The organism is Amycolatopsis anabasis, from assembly GCF_009765355.1.
GTDB classification, from domain to species: Bacteria; Actinomycetota; Actinomycetes; order Mycobacteriales; family Pseudonocardiaceae; genus Amycolatopsis; species Amycolatopsis anabasis.
In genome coordinates, this window is record NZ_VTHK01000026.1 from 125,413 (window position 1) to 143,878 (window position 18,466).

At 70.4% G+C, this 18,466-nt stretch carries 21 protein-coding genes; 12 read left to right on the forward strand and 9 right to left on the reverse strand.

Annotation, left to right across the window (positions count from 1 at the left end):
- The first annotated feature begins 44 nt into the window (after window positions 1–44).
- Window positions 45–3,272: a DUF2961 domain-containing protein gene (locus FXO23_RS29970; protein WP_158888835.1), complete on the forward strand. Its 3,228-nt coding sequence runs from the start codon at window positions 45–47 to the stop codon at window positions 3,270–3,272.
- Window positions 3,273–3,332: 60 nt separating this feature from the next.
- A complete protein-coding gene (locus tag FXO23_RS29975) occupies window positions 3,333–3,950 on the forward strand; it encodes a hypothetical protein (RefSeq protein ID WP_158888836.1) in 618 nt (205 codons plus the stop codon).
- Here the strand turns inward: FXO23_RS29975 and FXO23_RS29980 are convergent.
- Window positions 3,930–4,109 (reverse strand): DUF397 domain-containing protein, encoded by a 180-nt coding sequence (locus FXO23_RS29980; RefSeq protein ID WP_158888837.1) that lies wholly within the window; start codon window positions 4,107–4,109, stop codon window positions 3,930–3,932. The genes FXO23_RS29975 and FXO23_RS29980 overlap by 21 nt on opposite strands.
- A gap of 13 nt (window positions 4,110–4,122) precedes the next feature.
- Entirely contained in the window at window positions 4,123–4,971 is an 849-nt protein-coding gene (locus FXO23_RS29985; RefSeq protein WP_158888838.1) for a helix-turn-helix domain-containing protein, read from the reverse strand.
- A 114-nt stretch (window positions 4,972–5,085) separates the two neighbouring features.
- On the opposite strand from FXO23_RS29985, the gene FXO23_RS29990 reads away from it, so the two are divergent.
- The 6 genes from FXO23_RS29990 to FXO23_RS30015 all read left to right on the forward strand — a co-directional run bounded on the left by FXO23_RS29990 (window position 5,086) and on the right by FXO23_RS30015 (window position 9,115).
- Window positions 5,086–5,367 (forward strand): hypothetical protein, encoded by a 282-nt coding sequence (locus FXO23_RS29990; protein ID WP_158888839.1) that lies wholly within the window; start codon window positions 5,086–5,088, stop codon window positions 5,365–5,367.
- 10 nt (window positions 5,368–5,377) lie between these two features.
- The gene (locus tag FXO23_RS29995; RefSeq protein WP_158888840.1) at window positions 5,378–5,950 is read left to right on the forward strand and encodes a TetR/AcrR family transcriptional regulator; all 573 of its coding nucleotides are present in this window, start codon (window positions 5,378–5,380) and stop codon (window positions 5,948–5,950) included.
- A gap of 250 nt (window positions 5,951–6,200) precedes the next feature.
- Window positions 6,201–7,028, forward strand: a complete 828-nt coding sequence (locus tag FXO23_RS30000; protein ID WP_158888841.1) for a DMT family transporter — start codon at window positions 6,201–6,203, stop codon at window positions 7,026–7,028.
- A 57-nt stretch (window positions 7,029–7,085) separates the two neighbouring features.
- A complete protein-coding gene (locus FXO23_RS30005; protein ID WP_158888842.1) occupies window positions 7,086–7,802 on the forward strand; it encodes an ABC transporter ATP-binding protein in 717 nt (238 codons plus the stop codon).
- Complete coding sequence (locus FXO23_RS30010) at window positions 7,799–8,533, forward strand: ABC transporter permease (RefSeq protein ID WP_158888843.1); 735 nt, start codon at window positions 7,799–7,801, stop codon at window positions 8,531–8,533. The genes FXO23_RS30005 and FXO23_RS30010 overlap by 4 nt, the downstream gene beginning before the upstream one ends.
- 195 nt (window positions 8,534–8,728) lie before the next feature.
- Entirely contained in the window at window positions 8,729–9,115 is a 387-nt protein-coding gene (locus tag FXO23_RS30015; RefSeq protein ID WP_158888844.1) for a PPOX class F420-dependent oxidoreductase, read from the forward strand.
- A gap of 6 nt (window positions 9,116–9,121) precedes the next feature.
- On the opposite strand, the gene FXO23_RS30020 is transcribed toward FXO23_RS30015, so the two are convergent.
- Complete coding sequence (locus FXO23_RS30020; RefSeq protein WP_158888845.1) at window positions 9,122–9,466, reverse strand: winged helix-turn-helix transcriptional regulator; 345 nt, start codon at window positions 9,464–9,466, stop codon at window positions 9,122–9,124.
- 91 nt (window positions 9,467–9,557) lie between these two features.
- On the opposite strand from FXO23_RS30020, the gene FXO23_RS30025 reads away from it, so the two are divergent.
- A complete protein-coding gene (locus tag FXO23_RS30025; protein WP_158888846.1) occupies window positions 9,558–9,956 on the forward strand; it encodes a RidA family protein in 399 nt (132 codons plus the stop codon).
- A gap of 29 nt (window positions 9,957–9,985) precedes the next feature.
- Window positions 9,986–11,314, forward strand: coding sequence for an MFS transporter (locus tag FXO23_RS30030; protein WP_158888847.1), 1,329 nt, complete (start codon window positions 9,986–9,988; stop codon window positions 11,312–11,314).
- Here FXO23_RS30030 and priA read toward each other — a convergent pair.
- The 3 genes from priA to FXO23_RS30045 are packed head-to-tail and all read right to left on the reverse strand — an operon-like array spanning window position 11,266 to window position 13,805.
- Window positions 11,266–11,997 carry a bifunctional 1-(5-phosphoribosyl)-5-((5-phosphoribosylamino)methylideneamino)imidazole-4-carboxamide isomerase/phosphoribosylanthranilate isomerase PriA gene (gene priA / locus FXO23_RS30035; RefSeq protein WP_158888848.1) on the reverse strand — a complete coding sequence of 244 codons (732 nt, stop codon included), beginning with the start codon at window positions 11,995–11,997 and terminating at the stop codon, window positions 11,266–11,268. The two genes, FXO23_RS30030 and priA, sit on opposite strands and share 49 nt — an antisense overlap.
- 47 nt (window positions 11,998–12,044) lie before the next feature.
- Window positions 12,045–12,674: an imidazole glycerol phosphate synthase subunit HisH gene (gene hisH / locus FXO23_RS30040; RefSeq protein WP_158888849.1), complete on the reverse strand. Its 630-nt coding sequence runs from the start codon at window positions 12,672–12,674 to the stop codon at window positions 12,045–12,047.
- A gap of 9 nt (window positions 12,675–12,683) precedes the next feature.
- Window positions 12,684–13,805, reverse strand: coding sequence for an MFS transporter (locus tag FXO23_RS30045; protein ID WP_246258005.1), 1,122 nt, complete (start codon window positions 13,803–13,805; stop codon window positions 12,684–12,686).
- Between the two features lie 199 nt (window positions 13,806–14,004).
- Between FXO23_RS30045 and FXO23_RS30050 the strand changes: the two genes are divergently transcribed.
- On the forward strand, window positions 14,005–15,180 hold the full coding sequence (locus FXO23_RS30050) for an acyl-CoA dehydrogenase family protein (RefSeq protein WP_158888850.1): 1,176 nt from the start codon (window positions 14,005–14,007) through the stop codon (window positions 15,178–15,180).
- A gap of 293 nt (window positions 15,181–15,473) precedes the next feature.
- On the opposite strand, the gene FXO23_RS30055 is transcribed toward FXO23_RS30050, so the two are convergent.
- Genes FXO23_RS30055 through FXO23_RS30065 form a run of 3 tightly spaced genes read right to left on the reverse strand, consistent with a single transcriptional unit; the run spans window position 15,474 to window position 17,897 of the window.
- Window positions 15,474–16,289 (reverse strand): transglutaminase-like domain-containing protein, encoded by an 816-nt coding sequence (locus FXO23_RS30055; RefSeq protein ID WP_158888851.1) that lies wholly within the window; start codon window positions 16,287–16,289, stop codon window positions 15,474–15,476.
- Window positions 16,290–16,303: 14 nt separating this feature from the next.
- Complete coding sequence (locus FXO23_RS30060) at window positions 16,304–17,200, reverse strand: transketolase family protein (RefSeq protein WP_158888852.1); 897 nt, start codon at window positions 17,198–17,200, stop codon at window positions 16,304–16,306.
- A gap of 4 nt (window positions 17,201–17,204) precedes the next feature.
- On the reverse strand, window positions 17,205–17,897 hold the full coding sequence (locus tag FXO23_RS30065; RefSeq protein WP_158888853.1) for a thiamine pyrophosphate-dependent enzyme: 693 nt from the start codon (window positions 17,895–17,897) through the stop codon (window positions 17,205–17,207).
- 52 nt (window positions 17,898–17,949) lie between these two features.
- Between FXO23_RS30065 and soxR the strand changes: the two genes are divergently transcribed.
- Window positions 17,950–18,411 (forward strand): redox-sensitive transcriptional activator SoxR, encoded by a 462-nt coding sequence (gene soxR, locus FXO23_RS30070; RefSeq protein ID WP_158888854.1) that lies wholly within the window; start codon window positions 17,950–17,952, stop codon window positions 18,409–18,411.
- Window positions 18,412–18,466 lie beyond the last annotated feature (55 nt).

Below are 18,466 nucleotides of genomic sequence, written 5' to 3' on the forward strand. Positions count from 1 at the left end.
GGGTGGGGCCACCCGGCGCGTCGCAGCAATCCCGAAAGGCCACCATGCGTCTCCGCTCCGCCCTGCTCACCCTGCTCCTGCTCGCGGTGACCTTCGCCGTCCTGCCCAGCACTCCCGCGCTCGCCGCTCCCGCCGGGAACGGCCCGGTCGGCTGGGAGACCTTCCGGCAACTCGACCGCCTGCCGGACCTGGCGTCCCCGGGCGTGGAAACCCGGCAGTTCTCCAGTTTCGCCCGGGACGGGAGCAACAACGACGGCTTCAACGGGACGTACTCGTGCCTGCGCACCGACGGTTCGGGCTGCGTGCTCGCCGAGGATTCCGGGCCGGGCGAGATCGGCTCGATCTGGTTCACCCAGGCGACGAACGGCCTGCCCGCGGGGAACGTGTCGGCGACCGGGTGGATCCGCATCGAACTCGACGGGCACGCGGTGGTCGACCGGTCGCTGCAGGAACTGGTGGACGGCAGGCAGGGCGCGCCGTTCAGCTTCCCGCTGGTCGCCAACGCCGCGCAGAGTTCGGGCGGGGTCTACATCAAGGTGCCGATGCCGTACCGGAATTCGATGCGGATCACCGTCCAGCACAATCCGAACTTCTACCACGTCACCTACCGCCACTTCCCCACCGCGGAAGGGGTGCCGACCTTCCAGCCGGGCGACCGCGCCGAGGACGTCCTCGCGATGCTGCGCAACGCCGGTACCCGCGACCCCAAGCCACCGGCGCCCGGGGCGAGCACCGAGGCCCGGACCGCGGACCTGCCCGCGAACGCGAGCATCCCGCTGGCCCGGCTGTCGGGCACCGGCACGATTTCCGCCCTCCGCCTGCGCCTGCCCGATCCGGTGACCGACGCCGCCCGGCTCGGCGACCTGCGGCTGCGCCTGAACTTCGACGGTAAGTCCACTGTGGACTCACCGGTGGGCGAGTTCTTCGGCGGCGGGCTCGGCGAAACCGCGGTCCGCTCCCTGATGTTCGCCATGGACACCGCACCCGGCGGCTGGTATTCGAGCTGGTGGCCGATGCCCTACCGGGAATCCGCGACCGTCGAACTGGTCAACACCGGTGACGCCCCGATCAACGGGATCGGCTCCGAGGTGACCTGGGCGGCGGCCGAGCACCCGGCCGACTTCGGGTACTTCACCACCCAGTCGCGCGCCGGGCGGACCGTGCCCGGCCAGGACTGGACCATCGCCGATCTCGGCGGCCGGGGTCGCCTGGTCGGCGTCTCGCACACCATGCGCGGCCTGATCGGCGGCGAGAACACCCGCGCCTACCTCGAAGGCGACGAGCGCATCCGCACCGATTCCGCGCCCAGCCCGCAGATCTACGGCACCGGCACCGAGGACTTCTACGAAAGCGGCTGGTACTTCAACCACGGCGAGTTCAGCAACCCGTTCAACGGCAACACCCGCCACCGCCTGCACACCGCCGACTGCGCGCAGGAATGCGACGCCACCTACCGGCTGCTGATCGGCGATCAGGTCGCCTTCGACAGCGCGCTGACCTTCGGCATCGAACACGGCCAGCAGAACGACGTGGACGCCGACTACGGCTCCACCGCCTACCTCTACACCCGGCCCGAGCCGACCACCCGGCGCACCGACGCGATCGAGACGGCCGACCCGGCCAGCCGCGCCGGGCACGGCTGGGCCGAACTCCGCGGCTCCGACACCACCCTGGAGAGCACGTTCGAAGGCGACGACGATGACCTGCCGGTGCGCGACACCGTGCGCGCCCAGACCGGCGAGTTCTCGTTCCGGATGGCCGTGGCACCGGTCAACACCGGCGTCCTGCTGCGCCGGACGAGCGACCAGGCGAGCGCGGGCCAGCGCGCCGAAGTGCTCGTCGACGGCACCCCGGTCGGCACCTGGCACCAGCCCCTGGGCAACCCGGGATCCCGCTGGCTCTCCGACGCCTTCGCCCTGCCGCCCAGCGCGACCGCGGGCAAGACGCGGATCACCGTCACCCTGCGCCCGGCGGCCGAGGGTCCACAGTGGACCGCCGTGCGGTACTTCGCGGACACGCTGATCCAGCCCACCCCGGACACCTCCGCACCCACGGCCCCGGCCGGGATCGGCTTCGCCGGGACCCGCGCGCATGCGCTCCGGCTGACCTGGCAACCCGCCGCCGACGACGTGGGCGCCCACCGCTACCACGTCTACGGCTCGACCAGCCCCGAGGTGCCGATCACGCGAGCGAACCTGCTGGGCACCACCGCCGTCACCGCGTTCCTGCACCGCGGGCTGCCGGTGGGCCAGACCTGGTACTACCGGATCGTCGCGGTGGACGCGGCCGGGAACACCGGCGCACCCTCGACCCGCGTGTACGCGCGCACCACCCGCCCGGCCACCAGTGACTTCGACGGTGACGGCAAGGACGACGCCGTCACGTTCACCCGGGGCACCGGCGCAGATGTTTACGTGTCCCTGTCCGATGGCGGAAAGTTCGTGCAGGACGCGTGGAAGTGGCACGACCACTTCGCCACCGGCACCGAAATCCCCCTCGTCGGCGACTTCAACGGCGACGGCAAGAGCGACATCGCCACCTTCACCCGCGGCGACAGCGCCGACGTCTACGTCTCGCTCTCCGACGGCACGAAGTTCGTGCAGGACGCGTGGAAGTGGCACGACCACTTCGCCACCGGCACCGAAATCCCCCTCGTCGGCGACTTCAACGGCGACGGCAAGGACGACATCGCCACCTTCACCCGCGGCAACTCCGCCGACGTCTACGTCTCGCTCTCCGACGGCACGAAGTTCGTGCAGGACGGCTGGAAGTGGCACGACCACTTCGCCACCGGCGACGAGATGCCCGCCGTGGGCGATCTGAACGGCGACGGCCGCGACGACATCGCGACCTTCACCTCCGGCGGCGTCGCGTACGCGTCCCTGTCGGATGGCACGCGATTCGTCCAGGACGCCTGGAAATGGGGCGACAACGTGGCGAGCGGCGCCCGGCCCGGCCTCAAGGACGCCGACGGCGACGGCAAGGCGGACGTGGTCGCCTTCGGCGGCGGCAAGGTGAACGTGTCGACCTCGACCGGCAGCGGGTTCGGCGCGCCTCGCCAGTGGCACGGGTACTTCGCCGTCGGCGACGAGGTGCCCGGGATCGCGGACTTCACCGGCGACGGCAAGGCGGACATAGTCACGTTCACCCGGGGAACCAGCGGTGAGGTGTACGTCGCCACCTCGACCGGAACCGAGTTCGTCGGCACCGGGAACCGGTGGCACGGCCACTTCGCCCTGGGCGCCGAGATCCCGCGGCCCAGCCTGCTCTAGAGGTCGACACGGCGGCTGGGTGGGAGCAGGATTCCCCGGGTGGGCCGGACCTGGGGAGTCTTGGGGGTCGTCATCGGGATGGCGGTGGCGGGATGCTCGAACGCGCCACCGCCGGAAGGCGACCCCCGGGACAACGGCTGCTTCGCCGGACTGGAACCGGCGATCAGGGAGGCGACCGGGGCGCACGGTGGGCAGGCTCCACGGGAATGGGCGGCGAGGAGGCCGCTGGGCGCGGTGGGCGAGCGCCTGTACTGCTCGGTGAGCTTCGACCCCGGGGAGCCCAGCCCCATGATCGCTCCGGGGCCCGCGGTGCAGACCGATTACTGCCGCTACTGGCGCCCCGTGGAGTTCCGGGAACCGAATCCGGCAGCGGAGGACACCTGCGGGTTTCCCACACCGCAACTCCCCGCTGACCACCAACAGGCGTCCGACCTGCCGATCGGCTCCCCGGGCATCGGACAACGATCGATCAGCTGGCCGGATCGGGCCACCGTGAACCGCGGGACGAGCCACCCGACCGGCAATGTCGCGTTCCTGCACGGGCAGATCGCGGTTCTCGTGCGGATCACGTTCCCGCCCGGCGCGCCCGATCTGGTGCTCGCCGCCGAACGGCTGGCCCGCGCGGTCGCCGGGAAACTGGCGAAAGGAGGAGTCCCCTCACCGACCGCGACGCGCTGAGCCGACCTCGCAGACGAACGCCTGCCAGGAGGGGGCGGGGAAGGAAAGTTCACCCGAAGAGGGGTTCTTGGAGTCTCGGACATGCACCGCGGGCAACGGCATCGCCACCTCGACACAGTCCCCGTTGTTGGTGCTGTAGCTGCTCTTGCGCCACTCCATACCGGTCCTCCAGCTACGAGGTCACCTTGATTGCCCGGGTGGCAATCAGTTCTCTCGATTGTTCCTCACGGGGTGCCTTTCTGACCAGAGCCTTCACTACCCGCCGGTAAGCAGTGATCTCCTCGCTCCCCTCGAGGAACAGGCTCGCTGTCTCACTGTCGAGGTAGACCACTGGCTTGAACTCTTCGAACTCCATCAGCTTGAAGGCGCCTGCGATGCCCGCATGGACTCCAGCTTCCACCGGAATCACCCGCAGGCTGATATAGGGCCGAACAGACATCTGCAACAAGTAGTGCAACTGCTCGGACATCACCTCGGCACCTCCCACGGGCAACTGTAGAGCGAACTCGTGGATGAAGAAGGTAAACTGCGGCGAGCTTGGCCTGCCGAACAAGGATTTCCGCGCCATGCGAGCCGAGACCCGGCTATCGATCTCCTCGGAAGGCAGTGTTCCGGTTCCGGTCAGCAATGCACGTGCATACTCGGGTGTCTGGAGGATTCCGGGTATCACCATTGGTTGGAAATCGGTGATGGCCTTCGCTGTGTCCTCGTGGTCGACCAGCGTGCGCAGTTGGGCGGGCAGGTGCTTGCCGAACTGTTGCAGCCAGCCGGGCTTGTCATGCTCGGCGCGTAGGGCCAGCAGCCGAGCGCGCTCCTTCGCGGGCACCTTGCAAAGCACCAGGAAGGCCGCCACGTCGGCCTCGCTCGCGCCGCGTTTTCCGGTCAGCAGGCGGGAAACCTTGCTGTCCGGCCACTCCAGCTCCTTGGCGATCTCGCGGCCGGTGAACCCGGCGGCGACCATCCACTTGCGCAATCCATCACCGAGTTCCCGGCTGCGTATGGTGGGCTCTCTGTCCTTCATGGAGCGAAAGTAACCCCTGCGCGCGGATTTCGGAGTATCGACGCAAATTGTCCACCTGAAGGGCGCATGTGCTGCGGGGGTGGCAATTGGTTCTCCTATCCTTGGAGGTGCCTGATGAATCCGACCGCACAAGACCTTTATGCCCATCTCGACGACGCCGAGTTCCTCGCGATGAAAACCCGGAGCTGGAACGACGACGATATCGCGACCGCGCGCAAGGTGATTCCCGATCTCGTCGTGGTGGTGCGTTCCGTGCTGCTCCAGCACGAGGAAACCTGGTTCGAAACGTGCCGGTTCTGCCAGCAGCCGTGGCCGTGCCCGACGGTCCGGTCGATCCACCGCGTGATCAAGGACCCGGAACGCGAGTTCGTGAGGCTCGTCGAGTCGAGGCCATAAGATCAAACCCATGGCACGGGCAGGCAGGCGGCCGGGGCAGACCGAAACCCGGGAACAGATCGTCGACGCCGCCCGCCGCCTGTTCGCCGAACGCGGCTACGCCGGGGCGACCGTCCGGGCCATCGCCGCCGAAGCCGGGGTCAACCCCGCCCTGCTGCACCACTTCTTCGGCACGAAACAACAGCTCTTCGTCGCGGTCATGAACCTGCCGGTCAACCCGGCCGAACTGCTGCCGCAACTCCTCGCCGGGCCATCGGACGAACTCGGCGAACGGCTCGTGCGGCTGTTCCTCACCATCTGGGGCGAACCGGAGACCCGCGCGCCGTTCGTCGCGCTGGTCCGGTCGATCACCACCAACGACCAGGCGGCCGCCATGATGCGCGAGTTCATCGACAGCGCGGTGTTCAGCAAGGTCGCCGAGGCGCGCGGAATCCCGCGGATCCGGGTTTCCGCGGCCGCCGGTCAGCTCGTCGGCATGGCCCTGCTGCGGTACGTGCTCGAGGTGCCCCCGCTCGCGGACGCGACCGAGGAAGAGATCGTCGAACTGGTGGCGCCGGTGATCCAGTACTACATCGACGGTTGATTCCGACCGGGAATTTCCGGAATCGCCAGACCTCGATCCGCAAACACGGCATCATGCCCACGCGTGGGACCAGTAACGTCGGCGATCAGGCGGTCGGCTCGCCCGCGCCCGCCCCGGCCCAGCAGGCCACCGCGCCCCCGACCGGAAAACCCGCGCCCGCAAAACCGCCCCGACAGCACATTCCGGTCGTGAGTGGACAGGCCGGTGGGAACCGGACCGAACACTCACGACCCCCGTCTAGGGTTGCGGAATGTGGTGGGGACTTCTCTGCGCGCTCGTGGCGGCCTGCGCCTACGGGACCGCTTCCGTCTTGCAATCGATCGCGGCGCGCTCGGCCGAGGACACGTCCGCCGGGGTTGATCCGCGGTTGCTGATCCGCGTGCTGCGGAACTGGCGGTACGTACTCGGGCTCGGCCTCGATTTCCTCGGTTTCCTCGCCCAGCTGGCCGCGTTGCGGGTGCTGCCGCTGTTCGTCGTGCAGGCCGCGCTCGCGGCGAGCCTGGCGGTGACCGCCGTCGCGGCGCTCGCGCTGGGAATCCGGCTCAGCGCGCGGGAATGGGGCTCGGTGGCCGCGGTGTGCGCGGGCCTCGGGCTGCTCGGCGCGTCCGCGCAGGCCGAGGGCTCCGATCCGGCGAGCACCGGGTTCCACGTGGCCCTGCCGATCGTCGCCGGGGTGCTCGGCCTCGCCGGGATGTTCGCCGGGCGGGCGAGCCGCCGCGTGCGCACGCCCGCCCTGGGCCTGGTGGCCGGATTGTGCTTCGGGGTGGTGGCGATCGCCGGGCGGGTCACCGCCGACTCCAGCGTCACCGCGGTCCTGACCGATCCGGCGGCCTACGCGGTGCCGCTGGCCGGGGTCCTCGCGATGCTGTTCTACGCGTCCGCGCTGCAACGCGGCGGGGTCACCGCGGCGACCGCGACCATGGTCATCGGCGAAACGGTGGTGCCCGCGCTGGTCGGCGTCCTCGTGCTCGGCGACACCACCCGGCCCGGGTTCGCCGTGCTCGCCGGGCTCGGCTTCCTGCTCGCCGTCGCGGCGGCGCTCGCCCTCGCCCGGTTCGGCGAGCCCGTCGCCGGGTGAGCCCTCAGTCGTCCGTGGACTTGACGAGAAGAGTTCAACGAGCGCAGAATTAAACGCATGATTAATTCCGCGGTGGTGGTGAACGGCCTGCGGGTGAGCCGTGGTGGCCGGGAAGTGGTGCACGGCGTGAGCTTCGAAGTGCGCCGGGGCAGCGTGACCGGGTTGCTCGGACCGAGCGGATGCGGCAAGACCACGGTGCTGCGCTCGATCGTCGGCGTGCAGATCGTCGCCGGTGGCACGGTGACCGTCCTCGGCGAACCCGCGGGCAGCGCCGCGCTGCGCCGGAAGATCGGCTACTCGACGCAGAACCCGGCGATCTACGCGGACCTCACGGTCACCGAAGCGCTGCGGTACTTCGCCGCGGTGGTCGGCGCGCCGCGTGCCGATGTGGACCGGGTCATCGGCGAGGTCGGGCTGGCCGACCACGCCGGCGCGCTGATCGGCCGGCTCTCCGGCGGCCAGCACAGCCGCGCCAACCTCGCGGTCGCACTGCTCGGCAAGCCCGAGCTGCTGGTGCTCGACGAGCCGACCGTCGGCCTCGACCCCGTGCTGCGCGACGATCTGTGGGCCCTGTTCGCCCGGCTCGCCCGCGACGGGACGACCCTGCTGGTGTCCAGCCACGTGATGGACGAGGCCGCGCGCTGCGAGGAGTTGCTGCTGATGCGCGAGGGCCGCCTGCTCGCCCAGGACAGCCCGGACAACCTCCGCCACCGCACCGGGTCGCCCGATCTGGAACAGGCGTTCCTCCGGCTGATCAAGGAGGTGGCGGCGTGAATCCGGCCATCACGTCGGCGACCGCGCGGCGGATTCTCACCCAGCTGCGGCACGATCCGCGCACGGTCGCCCTGCTCATCCTGGTGCCCTCGCTGCTGATGGTGCTGCTGCGGTTCGTGTTCAACTCCGAGCAGATGTTCAACCGCATCGCGCCCGCGCTCCTCGGCGTCTTCCCGTTCCTGATCATGTTCCTGATCACCTCGGTCACCACGCTGCGCGAGCGCACGACCGGCACCCTGGAACGCCTGATGACCCTGCCCACCGGCAAACTCGACCTGCTGTTCGGCTACGCGATCGCGTTCGCCACGATCGCCGTCGTGCAGGTGGTCGTGGCGGCGGGGGTTTCGCTGGCGTGGCTGGGCCTGGACGTCGCCGGTTCGGTGTGGATGCTGCTGCTGATCGCCGTGCTGGACGCGGTGCTCGGGATGGCGCTGGGCCTCTTCGTCAGCGCGTTCGCGCAGACCGAGTTCCAGGCGATCCAGTTCATGCCGGTGTTCGTCCTCCCGCAGTTCCTGCTGTGCGGGCTGTTCATGCCGCGGGACGAGATGGCGTGGCTGCTCGACTGGCTTTCCCACGTGATGCCGCTGTCCTACGCGGTCGAGGCGCTCGGCCGCGTCACCACATCGTCCACAGTAGACGGAGTGCTGGTGCGGAACCTGGTGATCATGGCCTGCTGCGCACTGCTCGCCCTGGTCCTCGGCGCGGTCACGCTGCGCCGCCGAACTCCCTGACAGAGACGGCTGAAACTGGAACGACCCGCGGACTTGCGCCGGGGAACTCGCCGACGCAAGGCCCCGCTATCGCGGCGGCAGGGTGCCCGACAGCGGGAAATGAGCTGACTCGTCAAGGAGCGCCCTGTCGACGTGATCGCGGAGCGAGTTCTCAGAAAAACACTGATCGGGGTTGGTTGCGGTTACCGTGATCCCATGGCATCGGAGATCGAACGGCTCGGGGCGGAACAGTACGTCATCCTGACCACGTTCCGTAAGGACGGTACGCCGGTCCCGACCCCGCTGTGGGTCGCGAGCCAGAACGGCGAACTGGTCGTGTGGAGCGAGCGCAACGCGGGCAAGGTCAAACGCATCCGCCGCGACGGGCGGGTGGAAGTGCAGGGCTGCGACTTCCGCGGCAACAAGACGCACGGCGCCAAGGTCACCGGCCAGGCGCGCATCCTGGACGGCGAAGCCAGCGAACGGGTGCGGCGGGCGATCGCGCGCAAATACGGGATCGTCGGCCAGGTCACCATGTTCCTCAGCAAGCTGCGCGGCGGGAAGCAGCGCACCATCGGCATCGCCATCCGCCTGGACGTCTGACCGCCCTCATTTGGCCGACGAAGTGAGGCGGTCGCGGTACCACTGGCCCCAGTCCTCGAGGAGCCCGGCGATCTGCTCCAGGCTGCGGCCGATCTCGGTCAGCGAGTACTCGACCTTCGGCGGCACCTCCGGGTAGACCGTGCGCAGCACCAGACCGTCGGCTTCGAGTTCGCGCAGCTGGCGGGTCAGCATCCGGGGCGTGATGCTCGGCATCGCCCGGCTGAGCTGACCGAAGCGTTGCGTCCCCGCGAACAGGTGCTTGAGGATCGCCAGCTTCCACTTGCCGCCGACGACCTCCATCGCCGCCTCGATGGTGCAGTACTCGGGCATGTCCTCGACCCGCTCGCCCATCGGCACACCTCCGCGACACTATACAAACCGACACTATTGCACATCAAAGACCGTACTTGTGGCAACAGCCGGTACGACCAAGGCTGTAGGCATGACGACGGAGACCACTTCCCCGCAGCGCATCGGCGGCGACCCCGACTGGTACGAGCCGTACAACATCTCGCTCGGCATCCGCGCGGGCAACCTGCTCTTCATCTCCGGCCAGGCCGGGTTCGACGAGCACGGCGCCACGGTGGGCCCGGGCTTCGAAGCGCAGGCGCGCCAGGCGTTCGCGAACCTGGCCACCGTGCTCGGCCGGGCCGGCGCGACCCTGGCCGACGTGGTCAAGGTGACGATCATGGTCACCGATATGGCGCACCTGGACACGATCATCAAGCTGCGCGCCGAGTACTTCACCCGGCCCTACCCCGCCGACACCCTGCTCCAGGTGGCGGCGCTCGCCCAGCCGGACTGGCTGATCGAGATCGACGCGATCGCGGTGGCCCGCTGACCCCGGCCGCGGCCGACCGGCGGTGGGCCGTGCTCGCCGTGCTCTGCGCGAGCCTGCTGCTGGTCGGCATGGACCTGACCGTCCTGCACGTCGCCGTGCCCACGCTCACCCGGCGCCTGCTGCCCGGTCCGACCGAACTGCTGTGGATCGTCGACGCGTACTCGCTCACCGTGGCCGCCCTGCTGGTCACCGCCGGCACGCTCGGCGACCGGATCGGGCGCAAACGCGTGCTGCTGGCGGGGTTCGCGGTGTTCGGGCTCGCTTCGGCCGCGGCGGCGCTGTGCACCGCGCCGGTACCGCTGATCGCCGCCCGGGTGGCGCTCGGCGCCGGTGCGGCGATGATCATGGCGGCGACCGTGTCGGTGATCCGGACGGTTTTCCCCGACGACCGCGAGCGCGCCCTGGCCATCGGGCTGTGGACGGCGAGCCACAGCGTCGGCGCGTCCCTCGGCCCGGTGGTCGGCGGCCTGCTGCTGGAGCGGTTCTGGTGGGGTTCGGTGTTCCTGGTGAACGTGCCGATCGTCGCGCTCGCGCTGGTGTTCGGCGCGCGGCTCGTCCCGAATTCCCGCAATCCCGCACCGCGCCGCTGGGACCTCGGCAGCGCCGCGCTGTCCATCGCCGGGCTGGCCGCCGCGGTGTTCGCGTTGAAGCGGTTCGGCGAGCACGGATCGGTGGACCTGGGGGCGGCGGCCGGAGCCGCGATCGGCGCCGCGCTGCTGTGCTGGTTCGTCGCACGACAGCGCCGTTCACGTACTCCGCTGCTGGATCTGAGCCTCTTCGGCGACCGCCGGTTCGCCATGGCCACGGTGTCGGTGCTGGGCTGCTTCGGCTGCTACACCGCACTGCTTTTCCTGCTGGCACAACGGTTCCAGCTGGTGGACGGCGATTCGCCGCTGGGCGCGGGACGCACCCTGCTGCCGATGGCCGTGGCCAACGCGATCGGCGCGGTCGTGGCGCCACGACTGGCCGTGTGGTGGGGGCGTCGCTGGATCGTGTTCGCGGGCCTCGCCCTGTTCGCGGTCACCCTCGCCGGGTACGCGGTGACGGGCACGCCCGCGGTGCTCGCGGGCGCGGGCCTGGGCGCGGGCTTCGTGATGACGCTCGGCGCGGACGCGATCATGGCCGCGGCCCGGCCGGAGCGGGCCGGGGAGGCGAGCGCGATCCAGGAAACCTCGTTCGAACTCGGCGCGGGCCTGGGCGTCGCCGTGCTCGGCACGGTCGCGTTCGGCCCGGGTTTCCTCGCGGCGGTGTGGACGGCGACCGGCCTCCTGGCCGTGCTTTCCGTGCTGAGCGCGGTTCTCCTGCGCGATCAGCGCACGGCGGCGAGCGCCTCCGGCAACGTGAAGGCGCCGGCGTAGAGGGCCTTGCCGACGATGGCGCCCTCGACACCGTCCCGGGACAGCTCGGCCAGCGCGCGCAGATCGTCCACACAGGACACTCCGCCGGAGGCGATCAGCGCGGCGTCGGTGCGGGCGCTCACCTCGCGCAGCAGGTCCAGGTTCGGCCCCTTCAGCGTGCCGTCCTTGCTGACGTCGGTGACCACGTACCGCTCGGCGCCGTCGCGGTCGAGCCGGTCGAGCACCTCCCACAGGTCGCCGCCGTCGCGGGTCCAGCCCCGCGCGGCGAGCCGGTGCCCGGCCTCGGTGATGCGCACGTCCAGACCGATCGCGACCCGGTCGCCGTAGGACGCGACGACCTTCGCGCTCCACTCCGGGTCCTCCAGCGCGGCGGTGCCCAGGTTCACCCGGCGCGCACCGGTGGCCAGCGCCGCCTCCAGCGACTCGTCGTCCCGGATCCCGCCGGAGAGTTCCACCTGCACGTCCAGCTTGCCGATCACCTCGGCCAGCAGTTCGCGGTTGGAACCCTTGCCGAACGCGGCGTCGAGGTCGACCAGGTGGATCCACTCGGCGCCGTCGCGCTGCCAGGTGAGCGCGGCGTCCAGCGGCGCCCCGTAGGCGGTCTCGGTGCCGGCCTCGCCCTGCACGAGGCGAACGGCCTGGCCATCGGCCACGTCGACGGCGGGAAGCAGCGTGAAAGTCACGCGACAACCCTAAGCGGTCCCCTTCCGCGCGAGGCAACCCGCCCTGGTCAGAGCCTCCGCAGCCAGTTCTCCAGCAGCGTGGCGCCCGCGTCGCCGGACTTCTCCGGGTGGAACTGGGTCGCCCACAACGCCCCGTTCTCCACCGCCGCGACGAAGTCCTCGCCGTGGTGCGCCCAGGTCACCTTCGGCTGCTGACCGCGCAAACCCGAATCGAGTTCCCATTTGCGCACCCCGTAGGAGTGCACGAAGTAGAACCGGGTGCCCTCGTCGATCCCGGCGAAGAACTCGGTGTCCTGCGGCACGCGCACGGTGTTCCAGCCCATGTGCGGCAGCACGTCGGCGTGCAGGCGCTCGACCGTGCCCGGCCATTCGCCGGTGCCCTCGGCCTCGACGCCGTGCTCGACGCCCCGTTCGAACAGGATCTGCATGCCGACGCAGATGCCCAGCACCGGGCGGCCACCGGCCAGCCGGGTGCCGATGATCTTCTCGCCGCGCACCGAGAGCAGGCCCTCCATGCAGGCGGAGAACGCGCCGACCCCGGGCACCACCAGGCCGTCCGCGTTCAGCGCGGCATGGTGGTCGGCGGTGACCTCGACCTCGGCGCCGGCGCGGCGCACCGCACGCTCGGCGGACCGGAGATTGCCGGATCCGTAGTCCAGGATCACCACACGAGGCATAGCTCCAGCCTAGAGGGCCCGCCGGGCGGCCCACGCGACGGGAAGCAGGACGACCGCCAGCGAGGCGAGCAGGCCGAACGCGCCCGGGTACCCGATGGTCGCCACGAGCGCGCCGACCACTACGGCCCCGGCCCCGGTCCCCGCGTCGAACGCGACATTCCAGACCACGCTCGCCGGGCCGGTCGGCGCGGTGGCGAACATCACCACCATCGAATCGTTCTGCAGCACGCCGAAACCGAGGCCGAACACCGCCACCGCGGCCACGGCCGGGATCCCGCTGTGCGTGGACAGCGCGAGCACGCCCAGCCCCAGCGCGCACAGGGCGAGCGCGTAGGGAAGCATCCGGCCCGCGCCGGAGATCCGGTCGCCCAGCACCCCCGCCAGCCACCTCGCGACGAGCGCACCCGCGGGCGCGGCGAACAACGCGGTGGACGCGATCCCGGGCGAACCGGAGAACACGATCGGCAGGAAGGTGGCCAGCGAGCCGAACCCGATCGAACCGCTGATCATCACCAGCCACGGCCGCCAGGTCGCCTCGACGGTGGCCAGCCAGTGCGTGCCATTCGCCCGTTCCGCGCGGATCGCCGGGAGCAGCGCGAACGGCACCGCGCCCAGCAGCGGCAGCGCGCCCGCGACCAGGAAGACCAGCGGGAAACCCCAATGCTCGGCCGCCCAGGTCCCGGCGGGCAGCCCGGCGAGCTGCGGCAGGCCGACCGCGACGCCGTACAGCCCGGACCCGTTGGCCAGCGCCGTGCGCGGCAGCAGTTCGGCGACGAGCGCCGAGCCGCACACGGTCATCAACCCGAAACCGAGCCCGCGGACCAGCGAGACGCTCAGCACCGCGGGCCAGTCCGCGGCCACCACGAGCAGCGGCGCCGGCGCGCCCACCAGGAGCGCGCCCAGCATGGTCACCTTCGGGTAGCCGAACCGCGCGACCAGCCAGGGGACGGCGAACTGCGCCGCGACCGTGCTCGCCATGAGCACGCCGGTCGAGGCGCCCGCGGCGGCCTCGCCCGCACCCTGCCGGACCACCCACAGCGGCACCACCGGCAACAGCAGGAAGATTCCGGCGAAGACGGCGGCCGCGCCGATCAAGAGCAGGCGGAAGTCGCGATTGCGCAGTGGGGACACTTGATCTTTGTAGATCGACTCCGAAGCCCGTGTCCAACGATCTTCGGCTACCGCGGCACCGGGTGCTCCGCGTGTGCGGCCGCTCGGCGAGCGCGTCCGCGATCACTACGACGATCGCGCTCCGGCGACGCTCGCCGCGGCATCGCCGGTGTGAGACGGTGAACGAGCGTAAACCGATCGACCGCAGGGAGCGCCCACGATGAGCAGCACGACCCCGGACCCGCACGACTTCCTGGACCTCGACGCCGAACTGAGCGGGGAAGACCGGGACATCCGGGACGCGGTGCGCGCGTACGCCGCGGATCACCTGCTGCCGAACGTGGCCGAGTGGTACGAGAGCGGTTCGCTGCCCGCCCGGGACCTCGCCAAGGGCTTCGGCGAACTGGGCGTGCTCGGCATGCACCTGACCGGTTACGGCTGCGCGGGCACGAGCGCGACCGCGTACGGGATCGCGTGCCGGGAACTGGAAGCGGTCGACTCGGGGCTGCGCAGTTTCGTGTCCGTGCAGGGTTCGCTGGCGATGTTCGCCATCCACCGCTGGGGCTCCGAGGCGCACCGCGAGACCTGGTTGCCGCGGATGGCCACCGGCGACGCGCTGGGCTGCTTCGGGCTGACCGAACCGGACGCGGGCAGCGACCCGGGCAGCATGCGCACCCGCGCGGTCCGCGACGGATCGGACTGGGTGCTCACCGGCACCAAGATGTGGATCACCAACGGCACGGTCGCCGACGTGGCGGTGGTGTGGGCGCAGACCGAGGACGGCATCCGGGGATTCGTCGTGCCGACCGGCACGCCCGGGTTCACCGCGAACGAGGTCCGGCACAAGCTGTCGCTGCGCGCCTCGCTGACCGCGGAACTGGTGCTGGACAACGTGCGGCTGCCCGCGGACGCGGCGTTCCCCGAGGTCCGTGGCCTGCGCGGGCCGCTGAGCTGCCTGAACGAGGCCCGCTACGGCATCCTGTTCGGGGTCGTGGGCGCGGCCCGCTCGTGCTATCAGGCCGCGCTGGACTACAGCCTGACCCGCGAACAGTTCGGCAAACCGCTCGCGGGTTTCCAGCTGACCCAGCGCAAACTCGCCGATCTGCTGGTCGAGGTCAACCGCGCCGGACTCGTCGCGCTCCGCATCGGGCGGCTCAAGGACGCGGGAACGTTGCACCACAACCACGTCAGCTTCGGCAAGCTGGCCAACGTGCGCTCGGCACTGGAAGTCGCCCGAACCGCCCGCGCGATGCTCGGCGCGAACGGGATTTCCCTGGAATACCCGGTGATGCGGCATATGGCGAACCTGGAAACCGTGCTCACCTACGAAGGAACCGAGGAAATGCACGCGCTTTCGCTCGGCCAGTCGGTCACCGGCCTCCCCGCCTTCCGCTGAGCATCCCGGGAAGTGGCATGAGGGGGTCGTGAGTGTTCGGGCCGGTTAGAACCGGTCGGAACGCTCACGACCCCACCCGGCGCTGGTGGTGTCCCAGGGGCAGTGGCCTGTCCGGCGACCTGGGCTGATCGGCGACAGGCTGCGAAGAAACCCAGGCCTTCGCCGTCGATGATCACAATGGGGTTTTCTCAGTAGGGCTTCCGGGGTGGTGCTCGGAAGCCCCCAATGCCGCATTGGTGTCCTCGAGGTATCGGCGCAGCAGCACCCTGTATCCCACGAGCGTCCCGCGCTGGTCAGGCGAGGGCGACGAGTTCGATTCGGTCGTCGGCGGGCAGACCCGGTTCGGCGAACACGGTGAACCGGGTGCCGCCGAAGTCCATCTCGCAGCCGAGCGTGCTGAGGAAGGCGGTGTCGGCCGCGTCCCGCCCGGTGGCGATGCGGGTCATGCTCGGGCGGGGCGCGAGACCGGTCGCGTCGAACAGCCACCAGTGCCCGTCGATCGCGGCTTCGAAGACCGCGTGGAAGTCCATCGGGGACAGTCCCGGCGCGTAGACCGCGACGAACCGCGCGGGAATGTCGAGCGCGCGGCAGAACGCGACGCACAGGTGCGCGAAGTCGCGGCACACGCCTTCACCGGCGAGCAAGGTGTTGACCGCGTCGTCGGTCGGGCGGCTGGCGCCGGGCAGGTACTCCACCCGCTCGCCGACCCAGGACACGATCGCCTCGACCCGCGCCCGCGCGTCCGGCAGCCCGCCGAACTCCCGGTTCGCGAAACCGCCCAGGCGATCGGACGGGCAGTACCGGCTGGGCCGCGTGTAGGTGACCAGATCGGCCTCGCCGAGCGGCTCCGGCGCGACGGCGGGGTAGCTGCGCTCGGCCCGGTAGCCGATGGTCAGCTCGCCCCGGCCGAGGTCCAGGACGTGCACCCGGGTGCCGTGCGGGAAATCCACCAGCCGCGCGGGGTTCCCGGCCTCGGCCGCGGGCCCCTCGACCCGGAGCTCCTCCCGATCCGTTCCGGCGCCACCGGCCACCGCGACGGAGACCGCCAGGCCACCCGGCGCGGTGACGGTCAGGGAAAGTTCGACGTCGATCACACAGCGCGCAGTCACCCGGCCATGGTCCCCTACTCCCCGACGAACTCCTTGACGGCCATCGCGATCCCGGATTCGTCCAGGCCGTGCGCGATGTCGTGGTCGGACATCTCGCCGTACAACCGGACCTCGGACTCGCGCCGGACGCCGAGGCCGAGCAGCCGATGCGGCCGGTCACGCAGCGCGTCGGCGACGCAATGCGCCGAGGTGCCCGCCAGGTACGGCTCGACCAGCACGACGGCGGCGTTTCCGGTGGCGTCCACGGCGGCGCGCAGCCCGCGCGCGTCGAACGGGCGCACGGTCGACGCGTAGAGCACGGTCACGTCGAGGGCCTCGGTCGCGGCCAGGACCCGGTCCAGCATCGGGCCCACCGCGAGCACCACGCCCCGGCCGCCCTGGCGGAAGGTCTGGAAGCCCACGCCCAGATGTGGCCGCGCGTTGGCCTGGGCGGACAGGCGCAGGTACACGCGATCGTCCCCGGGCAACGACTCGAGCAGCAACCGGCTCGCCTCCTCGGGGTGTCCGGGAACGTGCACGGTCCAGCCGGGGAACGTGTCGATCAAGGCCACGTCGGCGGGCGACTGGTGGGTGCGGCCTTCGGCCGCCATGTCGTAGGACGCGCCGGACGACACGAGCACCGCTCCGACGCCCTGATGCCCGAGGTCCAGCTTGACCTGCTCGTAGGGGCGTTCGACGAGGAACGGCGGGAACGTGTGCACCACCGGCCGCATCCCGGTCAGCGCCAACCCGCCCGCGATCCCCAGCAGCAGTTGCTCGCGGCACCCCACGTTGATCACCCGCGACGGGTGCCGGACCCGCGCGTCGTCGAGCTGCGCGGCCGAGATGTCGGCCAGCACCACGGCGAGCCGCGGGTCGACGTCCAGTGCTTTGTCGATTGTGGACAGAAACGTCTGCCGCATGTCGGGCATGGTGCTATTCCTTAGGTTCGACCACGGCGACCACGCACAGCGGGCGCCCGGGATGCGGTTCGGTGAACGCCGAGAACAGGGCTTCGTGATCGCGGCCGTCGACCGTGCGCGTCTCCCACCGCTCGACCTCGAACCGCCGCGCGATCCCGCCCGGCCAGCCGTGCGTCGACGACGAGTTGTCGATCACCACCGCGGTGAGCTGGTCGAGGTCCGCCCGCGCGGCGACCGCGATCGCCTCGTGGTTGGAGCCCTCGTCGAGTTCGGCGTCCCCGAGCAGCACGACCACCCGCGGCTTGCGCAGCCGTTGCGCGCGCAGGCCGAGAACGGTCCCCACGCCCAGTGCCAGCCCGTGCCCGAGGGAACCGCTGCCGATCTCCACTCCCGGCACCCGCACCCGATCGGGGTGGTGGCCGAGCCGGGAGTTCACCGAGGACCAGCCGGCGAGCTCGTGCTCGCCGAGGAACCCCTTCGCGGTCAGCACCGCGTAGTAGGCCATCGGCCCGTGCCCCTTCGACAGCAGGAACCGATCCCGGCGCGGATGGCTCACGTTCCTCGGTGAGATGTTCAGCACGCGGTCGTAGAGCACCCACAGCACGTCCATTGTGGACGTGGCGGCAACGGAGTGCTTCTCGTCGCCGGTCATCCGCGCGACCAGCCGCGGCAGGTCGGAGAAGCCCAGCTCTGTGGTGGTAGCCATGTCACCACGGTGCAACCTCGACTTAAGTCGAAGTCAAGGCTAATCTGGCGGCGTGACCAAGCTTGCCGACCATCTCAGCATCGGACAGGTCTCCGAACGCAGCGGCGTCCCGCACACCGCACTGCGCTTCTACGAGGAGCGCGGGCTGATCAGCTCGGAGCGGTCCGCGGGGAACCAGCGCCGCTACTCGCGCTCGGTGCTCCGCCGGATCGCGTTCATCCGCGCCGCCCAGCGAGTGGGGCTGAGCCTCGAGGAGATCAACGAGGCGCTGTCCACCCTGCCGCACGACCACGCGCCGACCAAGGCCGACTGGGCCCGGCTTTCCCGCCACTGGCAGGACGAGCTGGACGCCCGGATCGACGCGCTGCAACGGCTCCGCGACCGGCTCACCGGTTGTGTGGGCTGCGGTTGTCTCTCCCTTCGTCAGTGCGGCTTGTACAACCACGACGACCAGATGGCCCGGTTCGGCCCGGGTTCACGGTTGCTGAAACCCGCCTCGGAGGGCGGCATCTAGATGACTGATTCCGTGAAGGTCGTGTGAAGGGAGCTGCTGTGCGGGCGTGGGAGGA

Bases quoted from the DNA above. Each gene is read 5' to 3' on its own strand.
- FXO23_RS29970 (WP_158888835.1), top strand. From the start codon at position 45: ATGCGTCTCCGCTCCGCCCTGCTCACCCTGCTCCTGCTCGCGGTGACC.
- FXO23_RS29980 (WP_158888837.1), bottom strand. From the start codon at position 4,109: ATGGAGTGGCGCAAGAGCAGCTACAGCACCAACAACGGGGACTGTGTC.
- FXO23_RS29985 (WP_158888838.1), bottom strand. From the start codon at position 4,971: ATGAAGGACAGAGAGCCCACCATACGCAGCCGGGAACTCGGTGATGGA.
- FXO23_RS29990 (WP_158888839.1), top strand. From the start codon at position 5,086: ATGAATCCGACCGCACAAGACCTTTATGCCCATCTCGACGACGCCGAG.
- FXO23_RS29995 (WP_158888840.1), top strand. From the start codon at position 5,378: ATGGCACGGGCAGGCAGGCGGCCGGGGCAGACCGAAACCCGGGAACAG.
- FXO23_RS30000 (WP_158888841.1), top strand. From the start codon at position 6,201: ATGTGGTGGGGACTTCTCTGCGCGCTCGTGGCGGCCTGCGCCTACGGG.
- FXO23_RS30005 (WP_158888842.1), top strand. From the start codon at position 7,086: ATGATTAATTCCGCGGTGGTGGTGAACGGCCTGCGGGTGAGCCGTGGT.
- FXO23_RS30015 (WP_158888844.1), top strand. From the start codon at position 8,729: ATGGCATCGGAGATCGAACGGCTCGGGGCGGAACAGTACGTCATCCTG.
- FXO23_RS30020 (WP_158888845.1), bottom strand. From the start codon at position 9,466: ATGGGCGAGCGGGTCGAGGACATGCCCGAGTACTGCACCATCGAGGCG.
- FXO23_RS30025 (WP_158888846.1), top strand. From the start codon at position 9,558: ATGACGACGGAGACCACTTCCCCGCAGCGCATCGGCGGCGACCCCGAC.
- hisH (WP_158888849.1), bottom strand. From the start codon at position 12,674: ATGCCTCGTGTGGTGATCCTGGACTACGGATCCGGCAATCTCCGGTCC.
- FXO23_RS30050 (WP_158888850.1), top strand. From the start codon at position 14,005: ATGAGCAGCACGACCCCGGACCCGCACGACTTCCTGGACCTCGACGCC.
- FXO23_RS30060 (WP_158888852.1), bottom strand. From the start codon at position 17,200: ATGCCCGACATGCGGCAGACGTTTCTGTCCACAATCGACAAAGCACTG.
- FXO23_RS30065 (WP_158888853.1), bottom strand. From the start codon at position 17,897: ATGGCTACCACCACAGAGCTGGGCTTCTCCGACCTGCCGCGGCTGGTC.